This is a genomic window from Sphingobacterium humi (assembly GCF_009768885.1).
GTDB classification, from domain to species: domain Bacteria; phylum Bacteroidota; class Bacteroidia; order Sphingobacteriales; family Sphingobacteriaceae; genus Sphingobacterium; species Sphingobacterium humi.
Genome location: NZ_WSQA01000003.1, coordinates 52,055 through 68,346 on the forward strand (window position 1 = coordinate 52,055; position 16,292 = coordinate 68,346).

The following is a 16,292-nucleotide window of genomic DNA, read 5'->3' on the forward strand; positions in this document are numbered from 1 at the left end:
GGCATTCGAAAGGATGCCTCTTCTGTAATTTTTTTAGAAAAAAAAACCGCTGTAGATAAATATTTTTTTTTCAATTCTATTTATTTTTGCAGCGATGAATAAAATAATCCTCAACAAAGGTAAGGATAAGGCGGCCTGGCAACTACACCCATGGTTGTTTTCAGGCGCAATAGCGTCAATTTCTGCCCCAACCCCAAATGGAGATATCGTCTCTGTTTATAATCAAGATCAAGAGTTTATTGCTTACGGAATGTACAATGCGAATTCGCGTGTTGCCGTGCGACTCTTGGAATGGGATCCCCGAAAGGAGATCAATGAGCAGTGGTGGCGCGAGCGACTACAAAAGGCCGTAAATCATCGCAGGCACTTGCTTCACGATGAAAACAATACCCTTCGTTTGGTATTCGCGGAAGCTGATTTTTTACCCGGTCTAATTGCCGATAAATACGCCGATTTCATTTCTATTCAAGTGCATGCCGCAGGTATCGAAAAGATAAAACCTATTCTTGTTGATGAGCTGAATAAGCTACTTCAACCCAAAGGAATCTACGAGCGTAGTGACTTGAAATCACGGGAACACGAAGGACTAGCCGATACCAATGGTTTGCTTTCCGGTGAAATGCCACCTTCCTTTGTCGATATTATTGAAAATGGTATCCATTATCAGGTGAATATTGTGGAAGGACAGAAGTCGGGATTCTATTGCGATCAACGCGATAACAGGCACATCACTGCCAAATATGTAAAAGGAAAGCGGGTTTTAGATTGCTTCTGCTATTCCGGTGGATTTACCTTGAATGCCTTCCGTGCGGGGGCTGCTTCCGTGACTTCGGTCGATAGCTCTGCCTTGGCCATCGAAACGCTGAAAAGTAATGTTGCAGCCAACGGATTTGATGCCGAGAAGCATCATGCTGTACAATCTGATGTGAATAAATATTTACGTGAATTGGGCGAACAGGGCGAAGTATTCGATCTGATTGTGCTCGATCCACCAAAGTATGCGCCTTCGCGCTCTACTTTAGAGAAAGCCTCGCGGGCATATAAGGATTTAAACCGGAGAGGATTACTATTATTGAAATCAGGAGGATTGTTAGCTACCTTCTCCTGCTCGGGTGCCATGGATATCGATACATATAAACAGGTGATTGCTTGGGCGGCATTAGATGCGGGCAAGGAGATTCAATTTATCTATCAATACGGCCAACCTGAAGACCATCCGGTACGGGCTTCCTTTCCAGAAGGAGAGTACCTCAAAGGCCTGTTAGTACGGGTCTTGTAAATAACATAAAACAAGTGCGGGGTTTCAATTGAAACCCCGCACTTGTTTTATGTTATTCTTTTAGATCTTCACCTGATTTAGCCATTGCTCAGCCATCAGGTTCGCCCCTGCCCAAGTAGTATGCACGCCATCGGTCGTCCAATAGTCGCCTGTATTGGCTTGTAATGCCCGGTCAAATACCTGCTGATAGGGGATAAATGCGGTTTTAAATTCTTTGGCTAATTCCCTAGCTGCAGCCTGATATTTCGGGAATTCTGGAAACCAGTCATCGGTAATATGTTTTACATTTTTAACCCCGAATGGTTCACCAATAATCAGTTTAACCTGTGGCAAGGCCGTTAATGTTTTTTCTAATAGTTCCTTGTACTGGGCTTTGTATTGCTCTGGCGAGTTATTCGCACCGCGATCCTTCGTCCGCCAGAAATCATTCACCCCAATTAATATGGATAGGATATTTGGTTTCAGATCCAAGCAATCCTTTTGCCAACGGTTCAGTAGGTCTGGAACGCGGTTACCTGAGATTCCGCGGTTATAGACTTTCACATTTTTTGCTGCACATCTGTTGAGCAGCACACCGCCAGCAATCATGGCATAACCCGATCCGAAGGCTTTCATATCGTTGGCTTGCAGGTTTTCCTTATTTCGGCCAGCATCTGTTATCGAGTCGCCCTGAAACAAAATAACATCATTCGGTTGGATGTTTATTCCACCGCGAGCCGCACCGTCACTAAAATCCTCCGCATGCAATAAGCTAGTTCCTATTGCTGTTCCGCCTATTGTCAATATACTTTTCTTTAAAAAATCTCGTCTTGCATTCATGGTTTACTTCTTCTAGGTTGATTTTACCTATACAAGATAAGGAAACTAGCAAAATTTGACAATGGCCTCCCGGATTATTTTACAGGCCGTTTTGATTTCTTCCTCACTAATGGTAAGGGGAGGGGCAATACGTAAGGCCGTTTCGCAATGCAGGTACCAGTCGATGATAAGTCCTTGTTCAGCACAGTAATTACTTACGGCATATACCTGGTCGAAGTTTTCCAATTGCAAGCACATCATTAAGCCTAATCCACGGATTTCTTGAATCTGCGATATGTCCAGTTCTGCACGGAACAAGGCGGCTTTAGCTGCTACCTGTTCGACGAGCTGCTCTTCCTGAATAACGGCGAGGGAAGCACGTGCCGCAGCACAACTTACCGGGTGACCACCAAAGGTAGTGATATGGCCAAGCATAGGATTTGCTTTTATCACATCCATCACTTCTTTACGCGCCACAAAAGCACCTAATGGCATACCGCCACCAATTCCTTTGGCAAGCATTAAAATATCAGGAACTATATCATAATGTTCAAAGGCAAAGAGCTTTCCGGTACGGCCGAAGCCAGTTTGTATTTCATCGAAAATTAATAGTGTCCCAGTTTCATCGCAACGCTTCCGTAAGGCCTGCATATAAGCTTTCTCCGGAACACGAACTCCAGCTTCTCCTTGAATGGCCTCTACGATTACAGCGGCGGTTTCGGTGTTAATCTGATTGAGATCGGCCATTTCATTATAATCAATGAACTTAATCTCAGGGAGCAATGGCGCATACGCTTCACGATAGGCTTCATCGCCAATGAGGCTCAATGCCCCTTGGGTGCTGCCATGGTAGGCCTTTTTCGCCGCAATAAGCTGCCGGCGGCCTGTAAATTTCTTCGCAATCTTCATCGACCCTTCCACAGCTTCGGCGCCTGAATTGGTGAAATAAACCGAACCAAAACTATCTGGCAATACGGCAAGCAGTTCTGTGGCCAGCTGAACCTGCGGGGCTTGCACAAATTCGCCATAGACGGTGACATGCATAAATTTGTCCAACTGATCTTGTATGGCTGCCAGCACACGTGGATGTCGGTGACCGATATTGCTGACATTGAATCCGGACACCAAATCCATATAAGACTTGCCATTCGGGCCATATAAATAAATTCCTTCGGCACGTTCCACTTCAATTAAGCGTGGCGACTCCGAAGTCTGTGCTGTATTCTTTAAAAATAATTCTCTGTTACTAATCATGATAGGGGGATATGCTGGAAAATCTTCCTGTACTAGGAAGATGATCAACAAGCTAAATAAAATGTATAAAAATAGGCTTCAAAACAAAAAAGAAGCTCAGGTGAAGAGCTTCTTATATTTAGTTTTTGTGTTTTCGATCTTTATACTCTTTGTACAGTAATTCAATAAATTCTTGTTCTACAGAAAAGAACTGAGACGCACGGGAGGCACCCACCACATCGCTAAACTTCGAGCGGTAGTTTCTTTTGATCTCTACTTCTTTCGCATCGAAAGAAATCGCATCATTCCCTGGCCTGAAAGAATTTGAATTGCCGCGTACCTGACCTGCCCCTCGGCTTTTTTGGGATTTTAAATCCCTTATTTCTTTCATATACTGATTGTATAAAGGAAAGAACTGCTGGGCTTCAGCAGGGGTCAAGCGTAATTGTTTGGTAATAAAAGCAGCTTTTTGGTTCTCAATTGCCTCAAATCTATCTTGACGTGACTGCGCATTTGCTGAAAAACAAAATATACAGGCCAAAAGAATTGTCGTAAAAATATGTTTCAAACGAACCATTACAATGTATAATTTAAGTATTCTTCTAATTCCTTGTCATCGATTTGGCTACCAATGCCATCCGAATCAACAGGTTCATAGATGTACTCCGCATAATATCCCAAATCAGAACCATCTGAATAACTGGATAGGTAATTTAGGATTTCCTCTTCCGGAATATCATCCAATGACACCGCGTGTGCTGTAGCCTGCGCACTTAGCCCTTGTTCTGGATTATTGGTGAAGGTAGAAACCCCCACAAAAGCAGCTACACAAGCAGCGGCCGCTGCACCAATCCAAGCTATGCGATTTACCTTTTTGCCTTCCGTGGCTTGCGGTTGAGCGCTTGGCATCGAGATCACCTTCTTGTCGTGAACCTGATCTAAGATAGAAGTCGATAATCCTTCGAAATAGCCCGTCGGAACAGCGAAACCATCGGTTTGCACGTGTTCTTTCAAATCAGCCACCGCAATAGATGCAAAAATATCATCTGTTGCAGTTTCGAAGTAACCTTCCGGTACGCTGAACCCTGGTTCTTGTACCAAGTCACGTAATTTCTCTTCTTCCACCTTGGCCATAATGTTCTGACTAAGGTCCTCAAAGTAACCTTGAGGTACGGTGAATTGTTCTTCCTGCAATTGGTCTATTTGTACCTGTGCGAGGATCCGATCGGATAAATCCGTAAAGTAATCGGCTGGAACTGCTAACCCAGATTCTGCATGCAGCTGGTCTATATTGGCTTGCGCCAGCGTTTGTTCGCTCAACTGCTCGAAGTATCCTTCGGGAACAGTGAAACCAGCACGTTGATCCTTGCTTGTACGGTCCAATTTTGCGAAGAACAACAGCCTATTGGTTTGTTCATTGAAATAATTGTCGGGTACAATGAAAGGGTTAACACGCAACGAATCAGGCAAGTTGTTGCTTTCCATGTTGTCGTAATATGTGTTGTTTTCTTTCATAGTACACTAATAGATATTAATTTACCCCAAAGGTTTAATCATGAGTGGCAAAAAAGTTCTCTATCTTCTTAACAGCCAAATGATAGGAGGCTTTTAAGGCGCCGACACTGGTGCCTAGCACTTCCGATATTTCCTCATACTTCATGTCTTCAAAATACTTCATGTTGAAAACCAAGCGTTGTTTATCTGGTAAGATCAATAAGGCTTGTTGTAGTTTCAATTGCGCCTTGTCGCCATTGAAGTAAGAGCCATCGGCCAAGCTATCTGCTAAGTAAGCAGAGCTTTCATCATCCAATGAAACACTCTGCTTTTGTTTTTTCTTGTTTAAGAAAGTAATGCATTCATTGGTTGCAATACGATACAGCCAAGTATACAATTGCGAATCTTCCCTGAATTTCTCGAGATTGCGCCATACCTTGATAAAAATATCCTGCACCACATCATCGGCATCGTCATGGTCAATAACCATTCTTCTGACGTGCCAATAGATCTTTTGCTGGTATTTCTTCAAGAGCTCGCGGAAGGCTTCTTCACGCGTTTTCTCATCGGCAAATTTTGCAATGATCAGGGAGTCTTCCATATTGGATTATTTTCTGCTAATTACTTTTTTCGCCGCCTTCACAATATCGGCAGCCGTTAAACCATATTTTTCCATCAATTGAGCTGGGGTACCTGACTCGCCGAAGCTATCATCTACCGCTACAAACTCTTGTGGAGTAGGTAAAGATTTTGCTAATACTTGTGCTACGCTGTCGCCCAAACCTCCTAAACGGTTGTGTTCTTCCGCGGTAACAACGCATTTTGTTTTTGCTGCAGAGGCAAGGATAGCTTCCTCATCCAACGGCTTAATGGTGTGGATATTGATTACTTCCGCGCTAATGCCCGCTTTTTCCAATTCCTCACCCGCTTGAATGGCTTCCCATACCAAGTGGCCTGTAGCAATAATCGTAACATCTGTACCTTCGTTTAACATTACAGCCTTGCCGATCTCGAATTTCTGATCTGCAGGCGTAAAGTTAGGAACAACAGGACGGCCAAAGCGTAAGTAAGCCGGTCCTTCATGGTCTACTAACGCAATAGTAGCAGCTTTTGTTTGGTTGAAGTCACATGGATTGATTACCGTCATGCCCGGAAGCATTTTCATCAAACCGATATCTTCAAGAATTTGGTGGGTAGCACCATCTTCTCCTAAGGTTAAGCCAGCGTGTGAAGCACAGATCTTTACATTCTTGCCCGAGTAGGCAATCGATTGGCGGATCTGGTCATATACACGGCCGGTAGAGAAGTTCGCAAACGTTCCGGTAAACGGAATCTTACCACCGATAGTTAATCCTGCAGCAATACCCATCATATTCGCTTCTGCGATTCCAATTTGGAAGAAACGCTCTGGGTAAGCTTTTATAAAGTCGTTCATTTTTAATGAACCGATCAAGTCAGCACATAGCGCAACAACATTCTCGTTTTGTTTCCCTGCTTCTAATAAGCCGGCACCAAATCCTGAGCGCGTATCTTTTGATTCTGTAAATGTATATTTTTTCATGTTGTGAAGTCTAAGCAGGTTGGGGATTGCTCCCGGTTCCTCAGCCAAGGTCTTTAATTCTTAATAATCGCCTATTGTTCTTGGAATTTGGTTCAAGGCACTTTCCAATTGCTCATCGTTTGGAGCAACACCATGCCATTTATGCGATCCCATCATGAAGTCTACACCATTACCCATTTCGGTATGCAATAGAATCATAACAGGTTTTCCTTTGCCCGTACGCGATTTAGCTTCATCTAAACCAGCAACTACAGAAGCCATATCGTTTCCTTTAGCTACTTCCAACACGTCCCAACCAAACGCTTCCCATTTAGCACGTAAATTGCCTAAAGAAAGCACATCCTCGGTTGAACCATCAATCTGCGCATTGTTATAATCCACTGCAGCGATAATGTTGTCCATTTTGTTATGAGGGGCATACATAGCAGCTTCCCATACCTGTCCTTCTTGCAATTCTCCGTCACCCATAAGCACATAAACCAGGTTGTTATCCTTGTTTAATTTTTTTGCTTGGGCCGCACCAATCGCTACCGATAAGCCCTGGCCTAAAGATCCAGAAGCTACACGAATGCCTGGAAGGCCTTCATGGGTCGTAGGGTGCCCTTGTAGGCGGGAGTCAATTTTACGGAAGGTCGCTAATTCGCTTACTGGAAAATAACCAGCTCTTGCCAAGGTGCTGTAAAATACAGGAGAAATGTGTCCATTTGATAAGAAGAATAAATCTTCACCCTCCCCATTCATATTGAATGAAGGATCGTGTTTCATCGCGTGGAAGTACAATGCTACAAAGTAATCTGTACAACCCAAAGAGCCCCCTGGGTGTCCCGATTGACAAGCATGCACCATACGAACAATGTCTCTTCTTACTTGCGAAGCAACGTGTTCAAGTTTGTTTATGTCTGCACTCATCTTAAAGTATAATGTTTCGATTATTTTGCCGATAAAGTTAATGATTTTTAATGTACTAAGGCCTAAAAGATGCAATTATTTGCGGATTAATAGCCGGATCCTAGCCCTTCTTATTGCGAATTTGGGAATTCAACAAAATGCAACACTAAATTAGGTTAGTTCTACAGTGAAATTTACCTTTGCGCCCAAAGCTTCAAATACTTTTAAGATGGTATCAAGCCTTGCATTTTTTAAACTATTCTCGATTTTTGAAATTTGAGATTTCTTTACCCCAACAAGCTCTCCTAACTGTTCCTGCGTTAGCTTTCGTTCTTCTCTTGCTTGTTTTATAGCTTGCCCTAATAAGTCAATTCGTAGCTCGTTTTCAAACCTCTCACGATTTTTTGTGCCTCGTTTTCCAATATGTTTGTCCAGCATGGTTTCAAGCGATACGGTTTTGATTTTTTCTGCCATCTTGTTGAATTGTTTTAACAATTTTTAAAATACTTTTTCCTTAATTTTTCTGCTTTTTTAATTTCTTTGGAAGGTGTTTTTTGCGTCTTTTTCAAAATACCGTGGGTTGCAATTACACATGTTATTCCAATATCTGTATTGCTCCAAAAAGAAAAAAGTCTATAATCCTTTTTGTTGTAAACTGTCCGAAATTCCCAAATATTGTCATTTAATTTTTTAAAGAGTTCTGGGTCATTTGAGCATTGTGATTTTATAATATTGTAGAAGATTTTCTCTCTGGTTTTTTTATCCAGTTGTTCTAAAAACTCTATGGCTTCATCTAAAAATTCGACGTTAAATTTCGGATTCATTGCAAATAATATTTAAAGGTAAGAATTTCCTTATTGGGAAACTAATGATTTCAAAATTACACAATGGAAAGCTACGGAAATCAAGCGTCACAGCATAAAGAAGCAATAGGAAAAACTCAGTATTTTTGCATAACCTATCAGGAAAACTTATTTTTAACAATGACCTTACAAGATTTTAAAAGCAGCTTAACACAAAACCATCCATCGCCATCTTGGTCTGTACAATTGCAGGCATTATGGTATGACGGGAAAGACCAATGGAAGCAAGCTCATGATTTAGTCGATCAGCTAGACGATTTGGCATCCGCCCATGTGCATGCCTATTTACATCGGGTCGAAGAAGATTTATGGAATGCACGCTATTGGTACAATCGGGCAAAGCAACCTGAATTTAAGGGAAGTTTGGAAGACGAATGGGAAACCCTTGTTGTATTGTTTTTACCGAAAGCTCATTAGTGCTTACTGCTATCGGGCTCAACGATAGGTTTTACCGGAAGGTCTATTCTTTTTCCATTCCAGTTCCATAATTTCCGCCAGAACTCACCCAGGGTGTTGAATTCCTGACGATATACCAAACCCACCGCATTGATGTAATCATCAGTAGGTGTAAACAGAATATTCCGGGTGTTGAGACGGTTATAAGCCCTAAACATTAAATTACCATCCCTTCTTAGCTTGAAGGTCATTTCCGCATCCGTGGCAATCTTATTCGAGAAGAAGGTCAAATCTGTAGACACAATATTCCGTCGATCCACAATACCTCCGGTCAATACCAAACGATCGTTAAAGAAACGCACAGAAGCAGAAGCATCATTCAATGAACGGATGTTGAAATCCAGGAAATCTATATTTAAGGATTGTGCTAGAATATTATTCAACTGATTGAAGGCAATTTCCGTCCCTGCAGATAAGAGGGTATTGTTAACCTCGCGACCTATTTCATTGTTCGAGCTTGCGGTAAAGCTGCGGCGAACAATTAAACTCAAAGCTTGCTGGTTCACGTTATTGGCATCACTGAGGTAAGCTTGCAGCTCATCCTTCACATAAGGGGTTTGCGGGAAGTTTAAGTCGAAAGAAACATCCGGCTGGCTCAAAGTACCCTTAATATTCATATCCGCCTGAGCCATCACGCGCTCATCCTGACCGGCCCGACCGGCAGCATCATATAAAGGACGAATGGAGGTACGCTGTTGATAAATAGCCGTCATATTTACGGTTGCTCCTGAAGGTGATCCGGTCCAGCGGATGGTACCACCCTGTTTGATATCAAAAAACTTGTTGAAAAAGTCTTGCGCTGTAAAGTGGAATTTACCAGAGTTTACCACATAATCGCCAAACATCTCAAAATCACCTAAGCTCGATACTTTTAACGTTATCTCCCCGGCGCCATTTCCTTTTAAGGATCCCAGGTCGGTTTGCAAGTTTACTTCAGCATCGGGAGTAAGCTCCAGGTCCATATTCATGGTCATCCCTTTCAGGAAGTACTTAGATTCCTGTTGTTTGTTTTTGCTGGAATCAGGACTAACGAAGTAGATAAAGTCACTATCGGTAACCGTCATTGCCGAGTTAAAAGGAATGGTGATGGAGGTATTATCTTCCGAACGAGCCTTGATGTTAATGTCTATCGCCGAGGTAAGTCCTTTAAAGGCAAAGGAGCCTGTCGCATAGGCTGTCCCGAAATACAGGTTATTATCCTTATACGTGGTGTTTAAGATCATGGTGTTGTTGGTCAATACATCCACATCGATATAAGGATTGCTCAGCTTATTGAGGTTTACAATGCCATTGCCTACGGCTTGATGCCCTTGCTTATCCTGAAAAGTCAGGTTGCTCAGCATAATATTGTTCTTGTCCAATAGCACAGACTGGTTGTTCAGCACATACGGTGTTTTCAGGTAGTTCACCACAAAGGAAGCCTGTTGTATGCGGGCTATACCATTGAATAAGGGATGTCTTAGAGTTCCCCCAATTTGAATGTCTGCATTCATTTTACCCTGCAATTGTGAGGTTAAATTGCGCACGAAGGGCTGAAACAAAATAAGCTCCAGTTCATTCAGCTTGCCCGATAAATTTAACTCCTGATCCGTCTGTCCAATCTGATAGGTTCCCTTCAAGGTTAATCCTTTATTGAGCTCATCCAATAACTGAATATCCAGGTTCGCCTGCTTGCTCGCCGGGTCGAAATCTGCCAATAATTTTAATTGCCCAATGGGAATCTGGTTATACACCAAAGGGGTAGTTTGCACATTCGCCGAAAGGTATGGCTTTTTGAAAACCGAGTGCACCTCAATATCACCATTTAACTCACCGTCTAGCCGAATGCCGATGGGCCGCAGGATCGCCGCCAAGGAATGCAGGTTGAATCGGCTGAAGTTCACATTTAATTGATCATCCTCATTAGAAAGCACACCATTGAAAACGACCTTCTGCTGGCCTTGGCTGGCAATTAAATTGTTCAAGTAAAACTTCCCTTTAGATACCCGCATCTCTGCATCGGTATTTAACGACCAGGCTTCTTGGTTGATAATAATGGCCGATTTATTGAAATGGATATAGGCAGGCTTATTATGGGCAAAATGGATGTCGCCATTTAGGCGCAAATAATTTAAGTCCGCTTCATTGGCTCCTCGAATGCTGAACAGCAAGCTGTCGTTGGAAAGCATATTGTTGATTTCAATATCACGCACAAAAATGCTGTCGCTTAAAAAGAGCTTGTCGGCGGTGAGGTCTAAAGAGAAGGCCTTTTGATCGGCATTTTCAGTAATGGTCAAGTTTTCCAGGTTAAAGCCCTGATATTTTAATAGGGGGCTAAAAGCCTTGAACTGCGCCGTATATTCTTCCGAAGAGAAATGGGCTTCTAGGCTGGCACCATCCTCCAGTGTTAAGGTCGGGTCTAGGAAGGCAGAAACCGGTTCGAAAGATTTTACATTCACCTTTATGTCGAATATCTGCGGATTATAGGGTTCTGTACTCAAGCCAATCGCCGGCGCATAGCGCATAGCCAAGGCTTTAAAATAGGGGATAAGGGTATTCAAATCGATAACCCCTTTCATTTCAGCGTCCATAACATTAGAACGCAAGGTGAGTAGCCTGTCGGTTTGATTTCCCTCTGCCGAGAAAAATAGATCATTCACCGTAAAATCGCCTTTGCTCGTACGCATGTTAATCTCTTGTGCCAGGAGATCACCGTTCAGGTTGTTGAGGTTATTTCCACTCAGATTCGTTAAAATATGCGAGTTGAAAATTACGATACTGTCCTTTTCCACCAAGCCCATCCGCTTGAGGTTGAGGTATTCGATTTCAGAATCCACCACATAAATGGTTTCCTCATGCTGTAGGTCTATATTCGACTGGTAATTCAATTGCAGGTTGCGGTCCTGAATAAAACCCATTAGCTCAATTCGCTTTTTGTCAAGCAGGGCATTCACTTGCAGGCTGTCGTAGCGGTAATCGCCAAATTCAAAATGCCTTAAATAGCCGTCCAATTGCAGATTCATCTGGCTAAAGGCTAGCCCTTGCCCGTCGAAGTGCATGTCGAAGCCGGTTTTCTTGATGCTCTTACTCTGCAGCAATTCACCGATATTGAATTCTGGCGAAGCCATCTGTCCTTCGTATTGAATCTCACCTTGCAGGTTTACTTTTCCATCGGTCTTTAAATTTCCTAATGCGGTTTTAAAATCACCCTTAACACTAAACAAGTTATAAAGACCTTCAAAGGTTCCGTTAAAGCTCAATTGTCCGAAGCGATGCAATTGTTCCGGCAGCTGAAAGCTGCTACGGTTGGCCAGTTGCGGAATCAGGAGCTCTAGGTCTTTGGCCGAAGTCTGCAGTTCTTCCGCTTGAAAATCGAATATCGTTTTATTGATGTCCGGAAGTCCTTTAATCGAAAAGTCGCCCCGTAATAAGGTTTCCTTTCCGGTTTTAATGTATGCGTTTTTCGCTTTTAAGAAGGCTACGGTGCCATCAACAGTGGCCTGCGGAACGCTTGCTTTAAACTGCACGAACTTCAGATCCGGAGCAAAATATTCAATATCCCGCGAATCTACATACACATCATCCATGGTCGCTGCAATATGCACCTTCTTGATGAAGTCGCCAAAGGCTCCAAAATCAGCGTAGGAAAACTTTAAGTAGCGTCCCACTTGCGAGCGATTTGTTTGCAGATCTAAATCATCAAACTCCATAAAAGTATTGCTGATTGCTGCCTGTGCCACTAATTTCTTAATCTCAAAGCCTGATTTCTCCCGAAGGGAAAGTTTCTTGATCTGTGTTTTAAAGGATGAGGAATCTTGTTCGATATGCGCCAATTGGAGCTGCAGATCTTGCAATTCTATATCCGAGAAATCAACACCACGCTGATGATGGCGCTGTGTGTGATTTTTTATTTTTATGTGATTGTCTACCAAGTTGAGGTTATGCAATTTCAATTGCATAGGTTTCTTTTTTTTGCCCTCCTCTTTTTTCTTCGGGTTGAAGTAGTCGATTAAAAACTTGAAGTTGCTACTGTCTTTATACACCTGAAAATCAACATAAGCTTTTTGTAAGGTGATTTCTTCCAGCACAATTTTGTTCTCCAAAATATGACGCAGCATTAGGTTTGCTTGTACCGCTTCCGCAGAAACAATCGTTTGGCCTTTCGGGTCGGCTAAGGAAAAACCTTCCAAGCGTAAATCAGAAAAGGGACGGAAATAGACATGCTCAATCGAAACGCTGGCTTTAAGCTCTTTGGAAAGATAATTGGCCACTTTTTTTGTGACAAAGGTTTGTACCGTAGCAAACTGTAGGGCAAATACCAGCAGGCATAGCATGGCTATGAAGCCAAGCAAGCTATACAACGTTATTTTAAGTATTTTTTTGATACTTTTGTGCTTTATTAATACATCCCTCTACAATGGCTATTATACTAGGTATAGAATCATCCTGCGATGAAACTTCCGCATCTATATGTATAGACGGCGAAATTAAATCAAATATTATCGCGAGTCAAGCAATCCATGCAAAATATGGGGGTGTCGTTCCGGAGCTTGCCTCCCGTGCGCACCAACAGAATATTATTCCTACCGTGGATCAAGCCATTGCTGAAGCAAAAATAAGCAAAAAAGACATAGATGCAGTCGCCTTTACCCGCGGCCCTGGACTTTTAGGCTCCTTATTGGTAGGAACTTCCTTCTCAAAGTCCTTCGCCCTGGCCATGGGAATCCCGCTGATTGAGGTCAACCATATGCAGGCACACATCCTTGCCCATTTTATTGAAGAGCCCAAACCTCAGTTCCCTTTTCTGTGTTTAACCGTATCTGGAGGGCATACCCAAATCGTTTTGGTGAAGAACTATTTCGAAATGGAACTCCTCGGTGAAACCCTGGACGATGCCGCCGGTGAAGCCTTCGACAAAACAGCGAAAATATTAAACCTCCCTTATCCCGGAGGACCCCTGATCGATAAACACGCCAAATTAGGCAATCCTAAAGCATTTAAATTGCCGGAGCCTCAAATTCCGGAACTTAACTTTAGCTTTTCAGGCCTCAAAACAGCCATTCTTTATTTAGTGCGTGATGAGCTGAAGGAAAACCCGAACTTCTTGCAAGAACGCATGGACGACCTCTGTGCCTCCGTGCAAGACCGCATTGTAACCATCCTGCTGAATAAACTGAAGAAAGCCGCCAAACAAACCGGCGTCAAAGATATCGCCATCGCCGGCGGTGTGTCTGCAAACTCCGGCCTGCGAAGCAGCCTCCTCGCCATGGGCGAAAAGTACAATTGGAACGTGTTTATCCCCAAATTCGAATTCTGCACCGACAACGCCGCCATGATCGCCATCGCCGGCTATCATAAGTTCTTAGCAAAAGATTTCGTAGGCCAAGATGTAACGCCAATGGCTAGGATGGAGATGTGAGATATGAGATGTGAGATTTGAGAAGTTTGTCATCGCTTTGTTTTACGTTGTGGCAAGTGTTGTCATCGTGTTGTCATCGTGAGAAGGTAAAATGTTTACAAATTTTATTGGAAGGTGATGACATGAAGTGGCATTGCTTGTTAAGCTTTGCTAGTAAACTGCGGCCCGCTTTATATTACGTGCCGGCAAGTATTGTCATCGTGAGCGGAGTCGAACGACTGGTACGTCAATGCAATCTATAATGCCTTAAGCCCTCATTAACAATATCTTAGAAGCATATCATTGGTAGCTGCCATGGTGAGCTAACCAGCTTAAACACTTGTGTAAGGTGCTGTTATTAAGGTAGGTATGCATTGCTAATTGCACTGACGTACCAATCGTTCGACTCCGCTCACGATGACAAATTGCCCGGAAAGTCTAAATACTAACTACTCCCTACTAACTACTTAAAAAAACTCTAAAACCTAATCTTCACCTCAATCAACTTACCATCATTGCCTTTTTTCCAATCTGGTCCGTTTTTAATAATTTGAATGGCTTGCTGATCTAGCGCGCTGTTTACCGATTTGATAACACGAATATCAATCGGTCTGCCGAAATTGGAGATATCGAAAACTAGGGTCACATCGCCGCGGCCATAGAGGGTTTCCTTGGCGCTGTCGTTAATGTATTTTTTATAGGCGCGCCAGCCAATAAGGGGTTCAGATTTGATGCTGTTTCGTGTGGAACCTTGGCCGGCTATAACCACCTCATCGAGCATATTCTCGGCAGGTTTCAACTTAATCTTCTGGTTGTTCTTGGCTATTAACTGGGTGGCATTGTAGCCAATGGATAAAATCTCAAGCTCTGTGCTACCTAAGGAGACTGGCAGAATAAAGCTCCCCGACGAGTCCGTTACAACCACCTGATTCGTTTTTAAGTTTCTTACGGTGGCTTGTGGTATTGGGCGACCGGAGTACAAATCAAGCACTTCGCCAGTGATAATCTTCTTTAAGTCTTGTGGGCTTGCCATCCGACTGACCGATTCCTGAGCCGGAGATTCTTTTTTCATGGCTCCCCGAATCATAATCACGGAGGAGTTGTCCGCAGCAATCCCTTCCGCCTGCACCTGGTTAAGGCTTGCTATTCTATTGTTCTTCGCTATCAAATTATCGGGTAATTTCATAGCCGAGGTGTCGAGAAATACATCCGGACGAATCTGTAGGTTATTGTTTTTCGAATCGACAATCTGTTTATTATTTTGGCGAGGTGCGCGCAAAGCAGTGGCGTTGCGTTGTTCCTCTTGAATCGGTGCGGCAGCAATTAATTGTTCTAAACTATCTAATGGATCATCAATGCTATCCAATATGATGCTGTTTAAGGTCGTGTCTGTTGGGGCGTCTAAGGGGGCGGAAGCCGTTTCCATGCTTAATTCCTGCGTTTCTTTCGGCTGATTTAGCCACCAAATGGTGCCAATGCCTAAAACCAAAAGCAGGGAGGCCGCAATACCTAGGGCTTTGTAAGGCAGAAGGCGCCGAACGGGCGTAGGGTGGGTTCTTTCGTAGATTAAGGCATCTAGGCTTCCTTGATCTAAAGACTGTTTTAGGGCTTTCTCTTCCTCCAAGCCCATAATGATATCCATAAGCATTTCATCCTCATGAGAAGCTTTCTCAATAGCATACATTTCGGCGCTACTAAGTTCGCCGTTTACATATTTGCGTAAATAAGGGATGTCAAATAAATTACTCATGTCTTGCCCTTTCCATACAGTTTTTGAGGTTGCGTTTGCCATTTTGAATAAAGCTCTTCACCTCGTTCATACTGTAACCTGTAATTTCAGAAACCTCCATATAGCATTTCTGCTCGATGTAAAACAGCTGAATACTCTGTTTTTGTTTCTCGACCAATTGTGCAATACAGGCTTCCAGTTGCAACAGCTGATCCTCACGATCCTGATAACTCTCCTCCTGATGCAGGTTTACACCAAATTCCACAAAATTATCTGTAACAATTTCTGTTTTATTTTTCTGGCGCCGAAGTTCCATTAAACAATGGTTCTTACTCACTACATATAACCAACGTGGAAAATCCTGGATTTCTTGCTTCTTCACCTTCTCGATAAGCTCCTCGAAAATATGCATCACCGCGTCTTTACTGCGCTCGGACTCCTTAAAATAACGAAGACATACATAGTAAACCATTTCACTATGGCGCTGAAATAAATCACCCAGATAGGACAGCTCGCCTTCCCGAAGGTAAGCGCTCAACAGTTCTTGGTCGGAAAGTGTTAATCGCGTTGACAAGATAATAGGTGTTTCAAGGCGTAAAATAATTTTTTTTTCT

Annotated in this window: 15 protein-coding genes; 3 read left to right on the forward strand and 12 right to left on the reverse strand. The window is 43.0% G+C overall.

Annotation, left to right across the window (positions count from 1 at the left end):
- Positions 1 to 94 precede the first annotated feature (94 nt).
- Positions 95 to 1,279, forward strand: a complete 1,185-nt coding sequence (locus tag GQF63_RS04425; RefSeq protein WP_160367908.1) for a class I SAM-dependent rRNA methyltransferase — start codon at positions 95 to 97, stop codon at positions 1,277 to 1,279.
- 60 nt (positions 1,280 to 1,339) lie between these two features.
- On the opposite strand, the gene GQF63_RS04430 is transcribed toward GQF63_RS04425, so the two are convergent.
- The 9 genes from GQF63_RS04430 to GQF63_RS04470 all read right to left on the reverse strand — a co-directional run bounded on the left by GQF63_RS04430 (position 1,340) and on the right by GQF63_RS04470 (position 8,077).
- A complete protein-coding gene (locus GQF63_RS04430; protein WP_160367909.1) occupies positions 1,340 to 2,098 on the reverse strand; it encodes an SGNH/GDSL hydrolase family protein in 759 nt (252 codons plus the stop codon).
- 45 nt (positions 2,099 to 2,143) lie between these two features.
- A complete protein-coding gene (locus GQF63_RS04435; RefSeq protein WP_160367910.1) occupies positions 2,144 to 3,331 on the reverse strand; it encodes an aspartate aminotransferase family protein in 1,188 nt (395 codons plus the stop codon).
- A gap of 118 nt (positions 3,332 to 3,449) precedes the next feature.
- The gene (locus GQF63_RS19755; RefSeq protein ID WP_246163301.1) at positions 3,450 to 3,701 is read right to left on the reverse strand and encodes a hypothetical protein; all 252 of its coding nucleotides are present in this window, start codon (positions 3,699 to 3,701) and stop codon (positions 3,450 to 3,452) included.
- 185 nt (positions 3,702 to 3,886) lie between these two features.
- A complete protein-coding gene (locus GQF63_RS04445) occupies positions 3,887 to 4,825 on the reverse strand; it encodes a hypothetical protein (protein WP_160367912.1) in 939 nt (312 codons plus the stop codon).
- A 34-nt stretch (positions 4,826 to 4,859) separates the two neighbouring features.
- Complete coding sequence (locus GQF63_RS04450) at positions 4,860 to 5,405, reverse strand: RNA polymerase sigma factor (protein WP_160367913.1); 546 nt, start codon at positions 5,403 to 5,405, stop codon at positions 4,860 to 4,862.
- Between the two features lie 6 nt (positions 5,406 to 5,411).
- Positions 5,412 to 6,365, reverse strand: coding sequence for a transketolase family protein (locus GQF63_RS04455; protein WP_160367914.1), 954 nt, complete (start codon positions 6,363 to 6,365; stop codon positions 5,412 to 5,414).
- Between the two features lie 60 nt (positions 6,366 to 6,425).
- Positions 6,426 to 7,274, reverse strand: a complete 849-nt coding sequence (locus GQF63_RS04460) for a transketolase (protein WP_160367915.1) — start codon at positions 7,272 to 7,274, stop codon at positions 6,426 to 6,428.
- Between the two features lie 150 nt (positions 7,275 to 7,424).
- Complete coding sequence (locus GQF63_RS04465) at positions 7,425 to 7,727, reverse strand: helix-turn-helix domain-containing protein (protein WP_212592467.1); 303 nt, start codon at positions 7,725 to 7,727, stop codon at positions 7,425 to 7,427.
- 14 nt (positions 7,728 to 7,741) lie between these two features.
- Positions 7,742 to 8,077: a type II toxin-antitoxin system RelE/ParE family toxin gene (locus tag GQF63_RS04470; protein WP_160367916.1), complete on the reverse strand. Its 336-nt coding sequence runs from the start codon at positions 8,075 to 8,077 to the stop codon at positions 7,742 to 7,744.
- A 159-nt stretch (positions 8,078 to 8,236) separates the two neighbouring features.
- On the opposite strand from GQF63_RS04470, the gene GQF63_RS04475 reads away from it, so the two are divergent.
- A complete protein-coding gene (locus GQF63_RS04475; protein ID WP_160367917.1) occupies positions 8,237 to 8,533 on the forward strand; it encodes a hypothetical protein in 297 nt (98 codons plus the stop codon).
- Here the strand turns inward: GQF63_RS04475 and GQF63_RS04480 are convergent.
- Positions 8,530 to 12,903, reverse strand: coding sequence for a translocation/assembly module TamB domain-containing protein (locus tag GQF63_RS04480; RefSeq protein ID WP_246163304.1), 4,374 nt, complete (start codon positions 12,901 to 12,903; stop codon positions 8,530 to 8,532). The two genes, GQF63_RS04475 and GQF63_RS04480, sit on opposite strands and share 4 nt — an antisense overlap.
- 65 nt (positions 12,904 to 12,968) lie before the next feature.
- Here GQF63_RS04480 and tsaD point away from each other — a divergent pair, with 65 nt between their 5' ends.
- The gene (gene tsaD / locus GQF63_RS04485; protein ID WP_160367918.1) at positions 12,969 to 13,970 is read left to right on the forward strand and encodes a tRNA (adenosine(37)-N6)-threonylcarbamoyltransferase complex transferase subunit TsaD; all 1,002 of its coding nucleotides are present in this window, start codon (positions 12,969 to 12,971) and stop codon (positions 13,968 to 13,970) included.
- Between the two features lie 457 nt (positions 13,971 to 14,427).
- Here tsaD and GQF63_RS04490 read toward each other — a convergent pair whose 3' ends face one another.
- Complete coding sequence (locus GQF63_RS04490; RefSeq protein ID WP_160367919.1) at positions 14,428 to 15,699, reverse strand: carboxypeptidase-like regulatory domain-containing protein; 1,272 nt, start codon at positions 15,697 to 15,699, stop codon at positions 14,428 to 14,430.
- A complete protein-coding gene (locus GQF63_RS04495; protein WP_246163307.1) occupies positions 15,692 to 16,252 on the reverse strand; it encodes an RNA polymerase sigma factor in 561 nt (186 codons plus the stop codon). The genes GQF63_RS04490 and GQF63_RS04495 overlap by 8 nt, the downstream gene beginning before the upstream one ends.
- Between the last annotated feature and the right edge of the window lie 40 nt (positions 16,253 to 16,292).